Raw genomic sequence first — 17,401 nt, forward strand, 5'->3', positions numbered from 1 at the left:
TGGGGCACGAGGACCTCCTACGGGTGCGGAGTGGCTGTGTGGTAGCTCCACACCACACCTGGGAGGTCCTCCCTATTTCAACAACATCCGGCCCGTGTCGCCGTCACCAACGTCCATGAGCAGTACATCTAGCCCGGGCTAGCTCCGGCCGGTGGGCGGGTTCGACAGGTACATCCAGCCCTCGGCGGCCATCTCCTTGACCTGCACGGTGACGCGCTGGTACCGGTCGGGGTCGATGCGCCCGGGGGTCTGCCGGACCGTCGTCTCGTAGACGAAGGCCGAGGTGATGAAGCCCAGGTCGGCGGCGGTCTCGGCGAGCGCGCCCTTGAGGGCGGGAGCGTCCAGCAGCCGGGCGGCGTTGATGATCGCGTACCCGGTCACGCCGGCGTCGTCGGCGACGACCGGCCCGACGTCCAGCGCGGCCCGCAACTGGATGCGGGTGGCCGGGACCGCCCTGCGGTTGTGCTGCCGCAGGCGGGCGGCCAGGTCCGTCAGGAGCGGGTCGGTGAGCGCGCGGGTGGGCGTTTCGGGGCCGGCGATCACCAGGACTCCGTCGCCCCGGTCCTCGTGGTGGCAGGCGTCCCAGGACAGTCCGCAGTGTTCGAGGGCGTCCCGCAGCAGCGCGTACATGACGTTCCGGACGGTGCGCCGGTCCTCGTCGTCGCGGTGCCGGCCGCCGAATCCGGCGATGTCGGTGTAGAGGATCGAGCAGTTCTGGCCCGCCCAGTGCTCCCGGCCGCCGCCGCGGGCGGGGAGTTCCCCGGTGAGCCGCTGGTAGATCTCGTGTTCCAGCAGGCTGAGCACCCGGGGATGGGCGTTCAGGAACGCCCCGAAGGCCGCGGTGGACACCAGCATGGCGTGTACCGGGCCGAGCGCGCCGACCGTGGCGGAACGGCGCCGCACCAGCAGCGCGGCGCGTTCCCCGATGATGTCGCCGGGCCCGCGCCGGGCGATGAGCCGCTCGCCGCCGGCCCTGGTCAGGATGATTTTCACCTGGCCCGTCCGGATGATCAGTACGTGGTCGGCGGGCGCCCCCTCCTCCCACAGCACGGCTCCCGCCGGGAAGGTCGCGTCGTGGGCCATCGCGTCCAGCGCGTGCCGTTCAGCTTGGGTGAGCCGCAGCCAGAACGGAAGGGCGTCCCCGGGACCGGCGCCGCCCAGGGCGTCCTCGTGGGCGGGCGGCCCGGCGGGCCCGGGGACGGGCACGTCCGGCGGGCGGGTCGTACCGGCCGGGGGGAGGGCCGGACCGTGTCCGTCGCCGGTGCGGCGGAAGATCGCGGTGAAGGCCGCGGCGTCGCTCGCCTTGAGCGCCCGTACCTCCTCCACCGTCGTGGCGACCTCGCGCCCTCTGCTGGTCAGCTCCATCTGGTTGCGGGTGAAGCCCGCGACGGGGACGGCGGCCAGCATCAGCACGCCGGCGACGCAGGCGCCGAGGCCACCGGCGACCAGGCCGCCGGCGACGAGGGCCGACGGGATGCCGGCGAGCAGCACGAGCAGCCTCAGGTGGGCAGCCACGCGTGACCGACGGGACCCGCCGGGGGTGCGCGTCCGTGTCATGCCCGCCCCCTCATCCGGGCGGGCCGGGACGGCCGGGGGAGGGGACGGCGGCCGGACGTGGCGGGCCCGTTGGGACGTGCCGGTCGGGGTGTGGGCGCATCGGGGGTTCCCTGTGCGGAGCGGTGGGGAGGGGCGGGAATGGGAATGCACGGCCGGTTCTCCGGTTCCCTCCGCGGCGCGGATCCGAGGCGGCTCCCGTGCGCCCGGATTCGCGATCTTCGCGAAGATGGTGTTTCTTAACGTCTCATGGCAACTGATGTCTCTATGTCTTATACCGTGATGCTACCTTGCATACACTAACCCGACTGTATGAAATAGGACAGAACGCTCGGGGGAGCAATGCATGGAGGATCGGTGCATGGAAGCCATGTGTGCCGTGCCCTGGCGCCGGGTTGTAGTCTGAGATGGCCCCTGCTGTCGGCTGGCCTCCGGCTATCTGGCTGAACTTTGGCATCCTGTGACTACGGAGAGTGTGATCCATATATGGCGACCGGCTACGGACCTGTTGTCCAGAGCGCGCTGCTCAGGAATGAGCTTGTACGGCTGCGCAGGGAAAGGAAGCTGACGCAGGAGCAGGTGGCGCGGGATCTGGAGTGGTCGCCCAGCAAGTTGATCCGCATCGAGGGCGGCAAGACGAGCATCACCAAGTCCGACCTCCAGGTGCTGCTGCTCCAGTACGGGGTCACCGGCGGTGAGCAGGCCGACCGGCTCCAGGAGCTCGCCCGGGGGGCCCGGGAGCCCGCCTGGTGGAACATCTACCGGGGGCAGATCCCCGACATCTTCTACGCCTTCCTCGGTTACGAGGCCGGGATGTCCTATCTGCGCGACTACCAGGGGTCGGTGATCCCGGGCCTGCTGCAGACCCCCGAGTACGCCGAGATCATCACCTCCGGCGCGGTGGGGCCGGTGGAGGTCGGCACCGTGGTCCGGATCAGGCTGCAACGCCAGCAGGAGGTCGCGCAGCGCGAGAATCCGCCGGAGCGCACCTACATCCTGGACGAGGCCGTGATCAGGCGGCACGTCGGAGTGAAGCGCGACCCCGGCATCATGCCGGCCCAACTCGCCCATCTCGCTCGGATCGCCCGTGAGGACGACCACGTGACGGTCAGGGTGATCCCCTTCAGCGTCGGTGCCCATCCGGGCATGCGGGAGGGGTCCTTCGCGGTGCTGGAGTTCGAGGCCGGCCTCAGCGACGTGCTCTACCAGGAGGGCGGGCGAGGTCCGAGCGTCATGTTCACGGGCGACGACCCCCTCATCTCCGACTACCGCGATGCCTTCGAGATCCTCCGTGAGGAGTCGCTGTCCCCGGAGAAGTCGGTGGCTCTGATCGAAGAGGCCGCCGAGGCCATGATGTAGGGAGAGGGGAGATCGTCCGCTGAGTGAATAAACAGGCGGTTGTCGCCTCAAAGCGAAGAATCTGATCTTGTGCGGTGTATAGGCGGACAAGGTTCTTCGTTTTACACTCTGATCGGGAAATCTCTCCACAGGGTCGTGGGCCCCTTGTTTCGCCTGCTCAGTTCTCCGAGTGTGGCGCGCTCTTCGATCTCACGGCGAAGCAAGCCTGCTCGCTCGGGATGGAAGGTCGACATATGACGGTGGAGCCGAACCGGTCTACTGCGCCGGCCTGGCGCAAGAGCAGCCGCTCGCCGAACGTGGACTGCGTAGAGGTCGCCTCCCTCCGCGGAGCGGTCGCGGTTCGGGACTCCCGCGACCCGCAGGGGCCGGTGATCCTCCTTGCCGCGGCGGAGTGGCGGGCGCTCCTCACCGGAATCGGTGCCGGAGACTTCGACCCGGAGCGGGCCCGGTGAGCGCCCCCGGCCCCGCGGTCAGCTGCCCACGGGGCCGGCGAAGCTGCGGCGGCGGGCCGGGGAGCCGAAGGGCGGTTCGAAGGACCCCGCGCTAGCCCTCCGGGCTTTCGTTCAGCAGCACGATCACCTGGGCCGCCACCGTGGGGTCCATGCCGGCCAGGATCTCGGCGGCCAGCGCGGCGTCGGTGGCGGCCAGGACGGCGGCCGTCGCCCGGGGACGCACGTGGTTCAGCACCCGGCAGACCCGGGGGACGAACCGCGTAGGCCGACCGGAACCGGGCGGCGGTGCGGGCCGGGCCGACTGCGCGGACCGGGTGAACATGGCTTCGATCACCGGCACGGCGGTATCCGTGTCGGGTGCCAGCGCCTCCACCACCAGCGCGGCGGGACGCAGGCTCATCCGCGTGAGGATTTCGGCGGCCCGGGCGGGTCCCAGCAGCGGCAGCAGCGTCACCGCGGTCCGTGTCCGAGCGTGATCGAAGATGCCGCTCACGGCCCGTGCCGGCATGAGGCGCAGGAGGGCGGCGAAGCGTTCCAGGTCGCCCGCGGCACCGACGATGGCCGCCGCGGGCTTGTCCTCCATCCGGGCCAGGATCTTGGCGGCGTGATCGGGCGGAAGGGAAATCAGGACTCGCGCCGCCGTCTGCGGCAGCGCATGACCCAGGACGCCGCCCGCGTTCTCCACGGACATCACGCCGATCACCGCTGCCGCGGCGGGCCCGGCCGACAACCTGTCCAGCATGTCACCGGCCCTGCGGTGACCCGCCCGGTACAGGATCTCGGCGGCCTTGGCCGGCTCCTTCTCGGCGATGGCCGCGAACCGGGAACGCGGGCCCGTCGGAGTGGACGGGTCCGGGGTGGGCGTGGGCGGCGGTGTCGGCGACGTTCGGCTGTCCGGCGGTGGCGGCCCGGGCTTTCCGCCGTTCCCCGGTCGGCGCGTCGGGGGGCCCGCCGCGATCGGCCCGAGCCGTTCCAGGGCCTCCCGCGCGCCGATCCGGGTGCGCGGGTTCTTGTCGAGCAACCGGAGGATCACCTCGGCGAGCCGGTCCGGGCGCGGCAGCGGCGGGGGGGCCTCGTGCAGGATGGCGGCGATGGTGGCGGCCTCGTCCCCGCGGCGGAAGGGTGACCGGCCGGTCGCGGCATGGTAGAGGGTCACTCCCAGCGACCAGAGGTCGGAGGGCTCCTCCGCGGGCGAGCGGTGGGCGAACCGTTCGGGGGCGATGAACTCGAAGGTCCCCACCAGCCGGCCCGTCCGTGTGATCGTCTCCTGGCCCGCGATGGTCGCGATTCCGAAGTCGACGAGGACGGCCTCGTTCGACTCCTGCTCGACGAGGACGTTGGAGGGCTTGACGTCGCGATGCACCACGCCCACGGTGTGGGCGGCGCTCAGCGCTTCGAGCATGGCCCGGCCGATCCGGGCGATCCCGGATTCGTCGAGCGCCGGATGACGTCGGCTGATCAGGTCGTCGAGCGACCGGCCGTCGATGTACTCCATCACGATCCACGGGTCGTCGTCCTCGTCGAAGACGTCGTAGATCGTGATGATGTTGCGGTGCCGTCCGAGCCGGGCGACGGCCCGGGCCTCCCGCTTGGCCCGGGCCCGGAGGTCGTCGAGTTCCCGGCCGCGCCGGGCGCGCTGCGAGAGGAGGATCTCCTTGAGCGCCACCCGGCGGCCGAGGGTCTCGTCGTGGGCGAGCCAGACGCTGCCCATCCCGCCCTCGCCCAGCTTCCGCAGCAGCCGGTAACGACCCGCGACGTAGTCGGTCATGGGGACCTTTCGTGTTCGTGTCCCGTGGTGCGCGTCAGTTCCGCCACTCGTCCGAGGGCCGGTGCCAGGGGGAGCCGAGGTCGAGGTCGTCGTCGAGGGCCCCGGTGTCGGTTCCGCCGACCGGCGCCCCGTTGGGAGGCGGCACGTCCCTCGGATCGCGGGGCGCGGAGGAGCGCGGCTCGGACTCGAACTGGTCGGTCATCCGGCGCAGCCGGTCGTCCTCCCAGGGATCGTGCGGCCCCTGGGCGGAGAAGGGGGCGGACTGGCCGTCGCCCGCCCAGGGATCCTCGTGCAGCGGCGTGGTGGGACGCGGTGGCCGCGGCGGCGGGACGGGGTCGTCCCAGATCTTCTCGATGGATTCCTGGCCGCCCAGGATCTTGTCCATCTGATCCTGCTTGATGTGCTCCTCGGCCACCCGCATCTGCGCGTTTTCCTTAATCTTGCGGATCTTGTCGTAGTTGCTGGGCGGGCCGAACGTCTGCATCAGCTTCACAATGATCGGCAGACACTCGATGGCCATGATGAAGGCCAGCAGGATGAGGCGCGCGGAGTTCAGGGTGTCGTTGGTCTTGGCCACCTCATCGAGGGCCTTGAGCCGGATCAGCAGCCCGGTGGACGCCTTGTTCTTGGCCTCGAAGGCCGTTTGGGCGGCCTGCTGTTGGTCGCGTAGCGCGGTGAGGCGCTCCTGGGCTTTGGGCAGTTCCTTCCGCGCATAGTCGAGGCGGGTGGCCCGGCTGTTTCTGTCGCCGGCGGTGAGTTCCTTCTTGCGGTCCTCGATCTGCCTGTTCAGGCTGCTCAGCCGGGCTTGGGCCTGGTCGTGCTTCTTTTTGGTGGCGTTGGCCAACGGCCCCTGACCGGCGTTGCATGTCCGGCCGTTGTAGGACCCGTCGAGTTGGCATCGCCATTCCGCGTAGAGGGCATCCACCGTCTTCTGCTGGTCATCGCGCTGTACGGTCAGCCCGCGCACTTTCGGATCGGTGTTGGGGTCGATGCTGTCGGTGCCGCGGGATGTGATGACCTTCTGCAAGCCGTCGACTTCCCGCTGGCGCTGCGTGATCTCTTTACCGACGTTGCCGCGCTGCTGCTCCGCGAGGAACTTGTCGGATTCGGCTCGCTGGATCTGGGAGATCTGGGCTTCGATTTCCGGCCGGAATATCTGAAGTACCAGGGGGTGGGATATGACGATGCCGAAAAGCAGGGCGAGGAGGAGCCGGGGAACGGCCGTCATAATGTTCTTCCAGGCCTTTTCCTGGCCCTGGATCGACCCCACCAGCCAGCGGTCGAGGCTCATGATCGCAAGCCCCCAGAGCATCCCGGCGCCGAGGGCCAGGGGCAGGGGGACGTTCAGTGCCGTGTTCAGGGCGAAGACCATGGAGATGGCCGCCATGCAGGCGGTGATGAGGACGGCGCTGCCGATGCCTTCGTACTTGCCGCGGTCGGTCGGGCATTCGGCGAGGATTTCGGCCTGGGCTCCGGAGAGCCATATCAGAAAGCGTCTCACATGCTGCTCTTTCTTGCGTGTTTGGTTATAGACGAACCGCGGAATAAGGGTTGGCCGAAACCCACTTGCGAAGGTTCCCCGTGCAAGATCGACGCTCGTTGCCCCGTTACCCCGTTGCCCCTGCGTGCCGGTGAAGCTCTAGTTTGCCCCCACTTGCATACCTTACTTGTGTTACTTAAAGGTATTCCGGGACTGTGTAACATTACGCACTCGTGGCCCGGTTGTGGGTGTGTATGTTTTGATAGCTATCGGGCTCTACTGGTCATAGGGGTGCATGGCCAATATGTGGGGGCGAGTTCCGGCATGGCCGGAATGTACATGAGGAGTCAGGCGCGGGGATGAGATCGTCGATTCCGGCAGATTCGGAAGAACCCACCTCCATGGGATGTCCGGTCTGCAACCGGAAAATCGAGACGGGCCCGGCCTGCCGGCACTGCGGGTGGGCGCTGGAGACGCCCTGGTGGTTCGCCGACGAGCCCGAGGCCGAACAGCGCCGTTTCGACGAGCGGCTGGCCCGGGCCCGCCGTGCCTTCGACGCCGTCGCGATGGCGCGTGTCTCCCCGATCGAGGGCCGCTGGAGCCGCTGCATCCGAGGCGGAGCGCCGGACGAGCGGGAGTGGGCCCAGGCGGTGCGGGCCGCGCGCCCCGCCCAGCGGCCCGCCGATGTCGCACCGCAGGAGGCACTGTCGGACGCGCTCGCCGACCTGGGCGGTGAAGACGGCCTGACCGTAATCGAGGTCGGCGGGCAGGGGATCGCCGTGTTCGCCGTGTCCCCGGACCGGCAGGGCGCGCTGCGCGGCGGGCCCGCGGGTGCGCCGGCCCCGTGGACCGAACTGCTGCCGATGCTGGCGGCGGCCCCGGAGGAACGGTCCTTCCAACTCGCCGGCGGTCTCGCCGGGTTCGACCACGACCGCCTGTGGGCGGCGCTGGAGACCGCCGTCCTGGAGATCGCCGGAACCCTCCCGGAGGGCCCCACCGTCGTGCTGTGCGGGGTACCGGGCTGGCCGGTGCCGGAACGCGCCGTGGAACTGCTACGGCTGAACCGCACCGGTGCCCAGGTCGTCCGGGGCGCCCTGCCGGAGATCGGCGGCCTGCTCGACGAGCTGATCGCGGCGGGTCCGCTGCGCCAGGCGTACGAACTCGTGCTGGCCGTGGTGGACCCGGAGTCCCGGCGGATCGGGCTACGCTCCCGCCCGCTGTTCTCCGCCGGTGCCCGGACCGGCGACGAGGCGTCGCTGACGGTGTACTGCGCGCCGTCCGACGCCGACGGCACGGTGTTCGCCGTGGTCACCTGGAAGGGCAACCGCGAGCCGCGTCCCCTGTCGGTCTCCTCGGTGAAGCTGCCGCCCGGACCGCACCAGGTCCGGGCGGTGCTGGAGGCCGCCGGCCGGATCCGCTTCCTGGAGCCCGCGGGTCTGTCCCCCGACCCCCGGTCATGGGCCACGCTCGTCGGCCTGGTGCCCGAACGCTACGACCCCCCGGCCCCCGCGGTCGACCTGATCTGCGCGGTGGAACTGGCGGGTGACCGGGACGACGTGGAGGCCCGGCTGCGGCTGCTCCGCGGGCTGGTCAAACTGCTGGACGGGGAGGCGGCCGAGCCCGGGCGGCTCAGGATCGCGCTGCTGGGCTACGGCGCCCACGCCTTCGACTCCCGGCTGGGGGAGGGGAAGGTCGTCCGCGGCGCCTGGCTGGCGCCTCCCGCGGAGGTGCTGGGCTCGATCTCGCGGCTGCGGTACGCCGGGCCGGGATACCCGGCGGCCGCCCCGGTGGAGGACATGCTCGTCCAGGTGGCGGGGCGATGGCGGCCCGCTGACGGGCGCAAGGCCGTCCTGCTGACCGTCGGCGGCCGGTCGCCGCACCCGGCCGAGGCGGGCGAGCACGCCGTTCACCCCTGCCCGCACGGCCATGACTGGGACCGGCTGCTGGGCCGGCTCGAACGCGCCGGCCTCGCCCGGGTGGCCGTGGTCGACCGACCGCAGGGCGGCGCCCAGAACGTGTGGCCGCGGCTGGGGGACACCGCCCTGCACGGCCTCGCGGACGCGGACCCCCGACAGCTCGGCATCGACATCGGCGTCCTGGCGCCGCGCGACAGCAGACTCCCTTTTCCCCTGCCGACGAAAACGAGGTATGCCGATGAACCATGATGACCGGACGATGCGCCGCATCGGGTTGTGGGGTGCGCCGACCAGCGGCAAGACCTCTTTCCTGGCCGCTTTGAACATCGCCGTCACGCAGAGCAGCGAGGAGTGGACGATCTTCGGGGTGGACGACCCCTCCGTCGACTTCCTCGTCGACAGCACGACCACCCTCACCCACGAGCGCCGGTTCCCGCCGGCCACCGAGGCGCTGTCGGAACTGAGCTGGATCCTGATGAGCGAGACGGAGGTGGAGATCGGCACCCGCCGGCGCAAGGAGACCAAGAAGATCCCGCTGGAACTCCACCTGGACGTGCTCGACGCCCCCGGCAGGGTCTTCGGCCACAAACCCAAGACGGACGCCCACCAGTCCCAGCTCGAAGGGCTCGGCTTCGACGACGAGGACGAGGGGATGGACGGCGCGGGCGGCGGCTCCGAACTGGACGAGGAGAAGCTGATCGACAACCTGGCGGACTGCGACGGCATCGTCTACCTCTTCGACCCGATCCGGGAGCGCGAGAAGGGGGACGCCTTCCAGTACTTCCAGCGCACGCTCGCGCTGCTCGCCAAGCGGTCACTGGAGGGCCGGCGGCTCATCAACGGGAGGCTGCCGCACCACTTCGCCGTCTGCATCACCAAGTTCGACGAGCCGAGGGTCTACCAGACGGCGAAGGCCCGGGGGTACATCACCTTCGACCCCGACGACAAGCACATGTTCCCCAAGGTCCATCCCGACAACGCGGAGAACCTGTTCGAGGACCTGTGCCAGGTCGCCTCGGCGCGCGAGGCCGCACTGGTGCACGGCTCGATCAAGAGGTACTTCCGCCCGGAGCGGGTGCGTTACTTCGCGACCTCGGCGGTCGGCTTCTACCTCGCGCCCCGGACGGTGCGCTTCCGGGCCTCGGACTACCAGAACGTGGTGCCCGACGGGGGCGAGGGCTACCGCATCCGTGGCGACATCCATCCCATCAACGTGCTGGAACCCCTGTTGTGGCTGGGGCGCCAGCTCTCGAGCGAGACCGGGCGCTGAGGAGCGGGGGGATCCATGGTGCGCGTCGAGGTGGAATGGGCGCTGTACGGAAAGCGCGCGGGAGAGCGCGACGACTACTCCGTGCTGGCGGCCAGCCGGGGCCTCTTCCAGCCCGCGCAGTTCGAGGGGATCATCACCCGCTTCTCTCCCGGCAACCCGGACGTTCCGAGCGCGCTGCCGAGGGTGACGTTCAGCTGGGTCGCCCCCAACGACCAGCCGTATCTGGGCATGGCGATCCAGGAGACGTCCGGGAAGAAGGACGGGGTCGGCCGGGCGATCACGCGGACCCGGTACTTCTGCCTGCCCTACGAGCAGGTCGCCCGGCACCCGGTGACCCTGCTGGGCCTGTACGAGGCGTTGCAGGGCCTGGAGCCGGCCGAGCCGGGCGGGGCGGCGCTGCATGTGGATGTTCCCGAACTCGTACCGCAGGCCGTCGCCGACGACATCGCCAAATACGGGGACCACACCGTCCGTGAGACGGCGGCGTTGCTGCTCACCGGACGCTCGGTCTGTGTCCTTCAGGCCGAGGACGTCCCGCTGCTCGACCGGCTGCGTTTCCTCGACGCAGTGCTGGGCCTGCTGCCCTACGGATTCCGCACCCGGCTCGCCGCCTCCACCTGGACCAACAGCGCCTCACCGCACCGGATCCGGCTCTCGTTCGCCAAGCGGGCCAGGGATTCCGCGGCGGCGGTGCCCTGGCGGACGCAGAAGGCCCTGGTGTCCCCCGACGAGGCGGTCGCTTACACGTACCTGAAGCAGCTCACCGGCCTGCTGGAGGGGAGCCGGGGGCATTCCGGCCTCGGCCCGGTGCAGCTCGTCCGGGCGCTGGCCGCCGAACGCGAGCCGCGGAAGTTCGACGAGCCGCAGGAGGCCAAGCGCACGTTGCTGACCATCGGCGGGCCGTTCACGGAACTACTCAAGATCCGCGAGGACGCCGCGGATCCCGCCCGGGTGTGGGAACTGTTCGGCGAGGACGCGCCGCAGATCTGGGACCTGGGACCCGCCGAGCGGCGCGAGGTGCTGACCTACCTGATCAAAAAGCATCAGGACCGCCAGGAGTGGGGGCGCATCCGGCGGTGGTGGGAGAAGGTCGTCGGGGAGACGTCGTCCCCGCTGGAGGAGGCCCTGGTCGAGACGGCCGGCCACCGCCTGTGGGCCCGCCCCACCCGGGAGGTGGGGCACCTGCTGGAGCACGCTCGCGACCACGGTTCGGTCGATCGCTTCCTGGCCGGGCTGCTGGACTTCCCCCGGACGCAGGACGCGCTCGAGGCCGGTACCGCGGCGATGTCCCGGCTGCTGCGCCAGGAGATCATCGAGGGGGCGGGGCCGGACGCGTTCTGGGCGACGCGGGACGGGATCGCCCGGAACCCATCGGTGTTCCACCGGCTGATTGCGGACCTGGTGGCCGGGGGGACGACCGAGGAGTTCACCCGTCTCCTGGACTGGCTGGCTCCCGTGATGCCCCAGGAGACGGCGCCGTTCCGTTCGATCCTGGAACTGCGCCGGCCCACCCCGGCGCAGCTCGACACCCTGGAACAGGGCGGCTATGACCGCGTCCGCGCCGCGCTGCTGATGAACAGGGGTTTCGGCAGGGGGCAGAACCTGCTGACGCCGGCGTTCGAACGGTGGCTGGGCCCCCAGGGGCCACCGGCGCTGCGCGACCTGGTTCTGCGCGCCTTCCGGTGGTGGCTGGACGACACACCGTCCCTCGGCCAGGAGGAGCGCGGCCGCTGGATCGCGCTGCTCGGGGACGCCCGGCCGCACCGGCCGGACCAGCGGGCGTCCATCGACGTGCTGCTGATCGCGCTGGGCGGCCGGCCGGTCGCCCTGCCGCACGTGCCCACCAAGGACTGGCCCGCGTACGTGGAGGGGTTCGAGGCGGTCTGGACCGCCTCGTGGACGATGGAGAGCCGGGCGAGGCTGATGGAGGGGACGCTGCGTTACCTCTCCGGCCCGGACTGGCGGAACCACTCCCGCGACCTGCTCGACGTCCGGCGGCTGGTCCGGCAGCTGGCCGACCGCACCGCCGAGAAGATCCCGGGCGGCGACGCGCGCCTGCGGGATCTCCTCTACGACCTCGATCGCCCGCCCGTGCCGCGAGCGGCCCTGCCACAGCCCTCCGGCCCCGCGGAGCAGAAGGCGCTCACCGACTGGATGGCGCAGGGCCACGGCCACCCGCAGGCGGAGCGCCGGCCGTCCCCGGAGAACGCCGACGACGTCCTGGAGTACATCACCCAGGCCCATCTCAACGGCCACGACCGCGAGCAGGTCTACGCCCTCCTGGCCCGGGAGAAGCGGCTCCAGTCGTCCGCGGTCGCCCTCGAAGTGCTGTGGCGGCTGAGGGGACACCTGGTGGAGAAGACCGGGATCGAGGGGAAGGAGGCGGTGTCCTGGTGGGTCGACCTGGCCCTGGAGATCGAGGCCGAGCGCTTCGGCAGCCCCCTGGCCGGGCACTTCCGGACCCACGTCATGGTCGCCTTCCCCCGGCACATGCTGGACATGCTGTACCTGATGGAACTGGTGGCCCGGCGGGGCGACTTCGACCAGCCCCCGGACTTCGCCGCCAAGGACCGTAAGGAACTGGAGGAACTCCGGCGCGTCATCGACGGGCTGCTCTCGGAGGCCAGGCGCAGGGGCGGCCGGCGGCGCGGCAACCGCTCGGCCGGCCGGGAGGAGGACGCCAGGACCGAGCAGCGATCCGAGGAGCCGGCCGGATGACCGGCCCGCTGCACGCGGCGCTGGACGTGGGCGCCGCGACGACGAAGCTCGCACTGGTCGGCGCGGCGGCACCGGTGGCGCTCGAACGGCCGACGCCCGCTGGTGGCCTGGCCGGCTTCCTGCGGGACCTGCTGGTGGAAGGCCGCTCCCAGGTACCGGGAGAACCCGGCTCGATCACGGTCGTCACCCCCGAGGCGTGGTTCGACGGGGGCGAGCGCGGGGCACGCGCCCAGGAGGAGATGCGCGAGATCGTCGCCGGGCTCGGCTGGCCGGAGACGGCGTGGGTGGGCCAGGTGGCGGCCGCGGCGGCGCGGGCCGCCGCGCGGCACCGGTTCGAGGTCCCGGGCCCCTATCTGGTCTGCGACGCCGGGGCGAGCGGGGTGACCGTCGCCAGGTGCGAGGTGACGGGCCGTACCGTCCTGCCGTGCGAGGTGGCCGAAGGCGGCCCCGGCGCGAGCGTCGGGGGGCGGGCCTACGAGACGACGTTCGCCGGGCGCCGGCCGATGGGCACCGCGCTCGACCTGCCGAGCCTGGTGCGGGAGCACGGGGACCTGATCAGGAGGGTGCTCGACCGCACCGTGGACGACCGGAGGGGACGGACGGAGCCGTTGCTGGGCGAGGGGGTGGTGACCGTCGCGGAACTGGCGCGAGGCTTCGCCCCGACCGCCGAGTGGATCGGTACGGCCGTACCCGTGCTGCTGGCCGCCCGCCCGCCGGCCCAGGCGGTGGTGACCGGCGGGTTCGGTGAGTTCCCGCTGGTGGAGCGGGCGGTGCGGGCGGCGACGGGGGTGGAGCCGCAGGTGCTCGGCCGGTTCGGTGCGGTGGAGGGCGCGTTGCTCATGGCCCGGGGCCGGGCGCGCGCGGCGGTTTTCGACGTTCCCGACGTGTCCGTCGCGGTGAGCCGGGTCAAGGACGGGCTGCTGGAGAGCCACTGGGTGCGGGTGAACCCGCGCTCGGCGCCGTACGCGTACTTCCGCGGCGATCCGCTGGTGGTGGAGACCGGTGCGGAGAGCGCCCGGATCCGGCTGAAGGTGAGCGGGCGGATCACGGCCGTGGTGCCCCCGCCGCTGGCCGGCGGCCACCATCTCGCCTTGCATCCGGCCCGGTCCGGCCCCGGGACGCTCGTCTTCAGACCGGTGGGAGGCGGACCGAGCGTCCTGGTGCCCCTGGGCCCCGGCCGGCCCCGCGACGACCCGTGACCGCGGCCGGGGTCAGCCGGGATCAGCCGGGGTCAGATGCCCACAAGGTCGGCGAAGTTACGGCGGTGGTGGGCCGGGGAGCCGAAGAGCAGTTCGGCCGACTTGGCCCGCTTGAAGTGCAGGTGGGCGTCGTGCTCCCAGGTGAAGCCGATCCCGCCGTGGATCTGGATGTTCTCGGCCGCGGCGGTCAGGTAGGCCTCGGAGCAGTACGCCTGGGCCAGCGCCGCAGCGGCGGGCAGGGCGGCCGGGTCCGTGTCGGCGACGGTGGCGGCGTACAGCACCGCCGACCGGGCCGACTCCACCGCCAGCAGCATGTCGGCGCACTTGTGCTTGATCGCCTGGAAGGAGCCGATCGGCCGGCCGAACTGGTGCCGGACCTTGGCGTACTCCACGCTCATCTCCAGCACCCGCTGTGCTCCACCGACCTGCTCGGCGGCCAGCGCGACCGCGGCCAGGTCCAGCGCCCGGGCCACCGCGGCGGCGGAGTCCGCGACCGGGCGGGCGGGCACGGAGGCGAAGTCGAGCCGGGCCAGCCTGCGGGTCTGGTCCAGGGTGGTCAGCGCGGTCCGGTCCAGGCCGGGGGCCGTGCCGTCCACCACGAAGAGCGCCGGCCCGTCCGGGGTGCGGGCGACCACCAGGAGCAGGTCGGCGACGTGCCCGTCGAGGACGTGCGTGCGGGTGCCGTCGAGCGCCCAGCCGGCCTGGGCCGGTGCCGCGGTCACCCGGCCGTCCTCCTCGCCGGCCGCCAGCGTGGCCAGCGTGGTGCCCGCCGCGATGCCGGGCAGCAGTTCCCGGCGGGCCGGCTCGTCGCCGCACGCCGCGAGCGCCCCCGCGGCCAGCACCGCGCTCGACAGGTAGGGGGCGCAGACGAGCGCCCGGCCCATCTCCTCCAGCGCGACCGCCTGCTCGCGCATCCCGTACCCGGCGCCGCCGTACTCCTCGGGGACGGCCAGCCCGGGCAGCCCGAGCTCGCCCGACAGCCGGGCCCAGAACGCGGGGTCGTACCCCTCGGCCGTCGCCATGCGGCGGCGGACCTCGGCGCTGGGAGAGGTGTCGGTGAAGAAGCGGCGCAGCGCGGTGCGCAGTTCGGCCTGCTCCTCGGTGACGGCGAGTTCCATGCCCGGCCTCCTCGGCGATCGCGCCGGCAGCCTATCCGGGCAGCCGCACGGTGACGATCAGTCCTCCCCCTGGCCGGGACTCGGCGCGGACCTCCCCGCCGTGCGCGGTGGCGATCGCGCGGACGATCGAGAGCCCCAGCCCGGCCCCGCGGTCGGAACCGACCCGCTCGGTGCGCAGCCGGCGGAAGGGTTCGAACGCGGCCTCCACCTCGTAGGGGGGCACCACCGGCCCGGTGTTGCTCACCACCAGCTCGGCGCGGCCGTCGCGGTGGCCGGTGGACACCCGGAACTCGCCGCCGGGGACGTTGTGCCGCATCGCGTTCTCCACCAGGTTCTGCACCAGCCGCTCCAGCAGGACCGGATCGCCCGAGGTGGGCGCGGGCAGCAGCGACCGGCGCGCGACCACGTCGGGGCCGGCGCCGGCGTCCTTGGTCACGTCGATGACGTGGCCGGCGATGTCGGCCAGGTCCACCGGGGCGCGCTCGATGACCGTGTTCTCACCGCCGGCCAGCGTGAGCAGCCCGTCGATCAGCCGTTCGTGCCGCGTGTTGACGACGAGCAGCGCGTCGCCGAGCCGCCTGACGTCTTCGGTGGCATCGGGGCGGCGCAGTGCCACGTCCACCAGGGTCCGGTTGATGGCCAGCGGGGTGCGCAGCTCGTGCGAGGCGTTGGCGACGAACCGGCGCTGCCCGTCGAAGGAGCGGGCCAGCCGGGCCAGCATGACGTCGAAGGTGTCGGCCAGTTCCTTGACGTCGTCGCGCGGGCCGGTGTAGCCGATCCGCTCGGTGAGGTTGTGGCTGGCGGCGACCCGCCGCGCCGTCTCGGTGACCTGGTGCATGGGGCGCAGCGCCCGCCCGGCCATCAGCCAGCCCAGGCCGCACGCCGCGGCGCCGACCAGTCCCAGCGCCAGCCCGCCCTGGGTCAGCAGCGAGTTGAGCGTGTCGCGCTCGTACTCCTTGCGGGCCTGGACCAGGTCGCCGCGCAGCCGCTCGAAGAAGATCGCCTGTTCCGGGGTGAGCCGTAGCTGGCCCTTGTCCACCGCGAACGTCTTGTTCGCCGGGTCCTGCTGGAGCGCCACCAGGTCCGGCAGCCGGGAGGCCACCGGCCCGTTCCGGCGCTCCAGGCTGTGCGCCATGAGCACGTACGTGAGGCCGAGCAGCAGGGCCCCGGCCGCGAAGAACAGCCCCCCGTACAGCAGGGTGAGCCGGCCCCGGATCGTCAGGCCGGGCAGGCGGAACCGGCTCATCGGATCCGGTACCCCGCGCCCGGCACGGTCTCGATCACCGCGGGCTCGCCCAGCTTGCGGCGCAACTTCATCAAGGTCACCCGCACCGTGTTGGTGAACGGATCGATGTGCTCGTCCCACACCTTCTCCAGTAGTTCCTCGGCCGACACCACCGCGCCGTCCGCCCGCAGCAACTCGGCCAGCAGCCCGAACTCCTTGCGGGCCAGCGGGACGGGCCGCCCGTCCCGGCGCACCTCGCGGCGGGCGGGGTCCAGCCGGATGCCCGCCCGCTCCAGGGTCGGCGGGTCGGCCGGCCGGGCCCGGCGGGCCAGCGCGTGCACCCGGGCGACCAGTTCCTCGAACGCGAACGGCTTGGTCAGGTAGTCGTCGGCGCCCAGCCGCAACCCCGCCACCCGGGCCGGCACGTCGCAGGCCGCGGTCAGCATCAGCACCCGGACGTGGGCCCCGGACTCCACCACCGCCCGGCACACGTCGTCGCCGTGCACCACGGGCAGGTCGCGGTCCAGGACCAGCACGTCGTAGTCGTTGACGCCCAGCCGTTCCAGCGCGGTGTCGCCGTCGTAGACCACGTCGACGGCCAGCGCCTCGGCCCGTAGCCCCTCGGCGAGCGAGTCCGCGAGCATCCGCTCGTCCTCGGCGATCAGTATGCGCACCACGACCTCCCTGTCCGCGCCCATCCTGACGACCGGGAGGTAACACCGGCATAACCTCACGTGGTTACGCCCTGGTTACCGCCCACCCGCTGGAATCGCCGTCTGTCGGGAACCCGCCCGGCACGGTGAGGAGGAACCATGCGGAGAACCAGGGTCGCCGCGGCGGCCATGATCCCCCTGCTGGCGCTGGGCCTGACGGCCTGCGGCGGGGACGAGACCGCCACGGCCGCCGGTCGCAAGAGCCCGGCCGCCGGCGACACGGAGAAGATGCGCGCGTTCGCCAAGTGCATGCGCGAGAACGGCGTCGACATGCCCGACCCCGAGGTCGGCCCGGACGGCAACATCACCTTCGGCGGGAACGGGAACGCGCGCCGGCTGCTGTCGGCCGACCGGGAGAAGCTGCAGGCAGCGATGGACAAGTGCCGGCACCTGATGCCCAACGGCGGTGAGCTGCGCGCATTCTCACCCGAGGACACCGAGAAGATGCGCCAGTACGCCAAGTGCATGCGCGAGAACGGCGTCGACATGCCCGACCCCGACCCCGAGGGCCGCCTCCGGCTCGACCAGGACACCTGGCGGCGGCTCGACCCGCAGGACCCGGAGTTCCGCGCGGCCAACAGCAAGTGCGCGCAGTACCGGCCCAAGCGGCTCGGGAGGGGGCAGTGAGC

General features: G+C 71.7%; 13 protein-coding genes. 7 read left to right on the plus strand and 6 right to left on the minus strand.

The genetic code is table 11. The features are described from left to right. Positions 1-138 precede the first annotated feature (138 nt). Entirely contained in the window at positions 139-1,515 is a 1,377-nt protein-coding gene (locus DPM19_RS00005; RefSeq protein ID WP_158566657.1) for a cyclic nucleotide-binding domain-containing protein, read from the minus strand. Between the two features lie 525 nt (positions 1,516-2,040). Between DPM19_RS00005 and DPM19_RS00010 the strand changes: the two genes are divergently transcribed. Both DPM19_RS00010 and DPM19_RS00015 read left to right on the plus strand, forming a co-directional pair. Further along, positions 2,041-2,913, plus strand: coding sequence for a helix-turn-helix domain-containing protein (locus DPM19_RS00010; RefSeq protein WP_111862666.1), 873 nt, complete (start codon positions 2,041-2,043; stop codon positions 2,911-2,913). A gap of 233 nt (positions 2,914-3,146) precedes the next feature. Further along, positions 3,147-3,365, plus strand: a complete 219-nt coding sequence (locus DPM19_RS00015; RefSeq protein ID WP_199484751.1) for a DUF397 domain-containing protein — start codon at positions 3,147-3,149, stop codon at positions 3,363-3,365. Between the two features lie 91 nt (positions 3,366-3,456). Here DPM19_RS00015 and DPM19_RS00020 read toward each other — a convergent pair whose 3' ends face one another. Both DPM19_RS00020 and DPM19_RS00025 read right to left on the minus strand, forming a co-directional pair. Then, the gene (locus tag DPM19_RS00020) at positions 3,457-5,133 is read right to left on the minus strand and encodes a protein kinase domain-containing protein (protein WP_111862668.1); all 1,677 of its coding nucleotides are present in this window, start codon (positions 5,131-5,133) and stop codon (positions 3,457-3,459) included. A gap of 34 nt (positions 5,134-5,167) precedes the next feature. Further along, positions 5,168-6,634 carry a DUF4407 domain-containing protein gene (locus DPM19_RS00025; protein WP_158566658.1) on the minus strand — a complete coding sequence of 489 codons (1,467 nt, stop codon included), beginning with the start codon at positions 6,632-6,634 and terminating at the stop codon, positions 5,168-5,170. A gap of 380 nt (positions 6,635-7,014) precedes the next feature. On the opposite strand from DPM19_RS00025, the gene DPM19_RS00030 reads away from it, so the two are divergent. The 4 genes from DPM19_RS00030 to DPM19_RS00045 are packed head-to-tail and all read left to right on the plus strand — an operon-like array spanning position 7,015 to position 13,716. Further along, positions 7,015-8,778: a hypothetical protein gene (locus DPM19_RS00030; RefSeq protein WP_111862670.1), complete on the plus strand. Its 1,764-nt coding sequence runs from the start codon at positions 7,015-7,017 to the stop codon at positions 8,776-8,778. Next, positions 8,768-9,799: a hypothetical protein gene (locus DPM19_RS00035; protein ID WP_146778697.1), complete on the plus strand. Its 1,032-nt coding sequence runs from the start codon at positions 8,768-8,770 to the stop codon at positions 9,797-9,799. Before DPM19_RS00030 ends, DPM19_RS00035 begins: the two co-directional genes overlap by 11 nt. A 15-nt stretch (positions 9,800-9,814) precedes the next feature. Next, the gene (locus DPM19_RS00040; RefSeq protein WP_111862672.1) at positions 9,815-12,517 is read left to right on the plus strand and encodes a hypothetical protein; all 2,703 of its coding nucleotides are present in this window, start codon (positions 9,815-9,817) and stop codon (positions 12,515-12,517) included. Then, positions 12,514-13,716, plus strand: a complete 1,203-nt coding sequence (locus tag DPM19_RS00045) for a hypothetical protein (protein ID WP_111862673.1) — start codon at positions 12,514-12,516, stop codon at positions 13,714-13,716. Before DPM19_RS00040 ends, DPM19_RS00045 begins: the two co-directional genes overlap by 4 nt. Positions 13,717-13,748: 32 nt before the next feature. Here the strand turns inward: DPM19_RS00045 and DPM19_RS00050 are convergent, their stop codons facing one another. The 3 genes from DPM19_RS00050 to DPM19_RS00060 are packed head-to-tail and all read right to left on the minus strand — an operon-like array spanning position 13,749 to position 16,733. Further along, the gene (locus DPM19_RS00050; protein WP_111862674.1) at positions 13,749-14,834 is read right to left on the minus strand and encodes an acyl-CoA dehydrogenase family protein; all 1,086 of its coding nucleotides are present in this window, start codon (positions 14,832-14,834) and stop codon (positions 13,749-13,751) included. Between the two features lie 31 nt (positions 14,835-14,865). Next, positions 14,866-16,080: a sensor histidine kinase gene (locus tag DPM19_RS00055; protein ID WP_111862675.1), complete on the minus strand. Its 1,215-nt coding sequence runs from the start codon at positions 16,078-16,080 to the stop codon at positions 14,866-14,868. Then, the gene (locus DPM19_RS00060; protein ID WP_199484752.1) at positions 16,077-16,733 is read right to left on the minus strand and encodes a response regulator transcription factor; all 657 of its coding nucleotides are present in this window, start codon (positions 16,731-16,733) and stop codon (positions 16,077-16,079) included. Before DPM19_RS00060 ends, DPM19_RS00055 begins: the two co-directional genes overlap by 4 nt. 138 nt (positions 16,734-16,871) lie before the next feature. Here DPM19_RS00060 and DPM19_RS00065 point away from each other — a divergent pair, with 138 nt between their 5' ends. Next, positions 16,872-17,399 carry a hypothetical protein gene (locus tag DPM19_RS00065; protein WP_111862676.1) on the plus strand — a complete coding sequence of 176 codons (528 nt, stop codon included), beginning with the start codon at positions 16,872-16,874 and terminating at the stop codon, positions 17,397-17,399. The last annotated feature ends 2 nt before the right edge of the window (positions 17,400-17,401 follow it).

Source organism: Actinomadura craniellae, from assembly GCF_003289645.1.
In the GTDB taxonomy this organism is placed as follows: Bacteria; Actinomycetota; Actinomycetes; order Streptosporangiales; family Streptosporangiaceae; genus Actinomadura_D; species Actinomadura_D craniellae.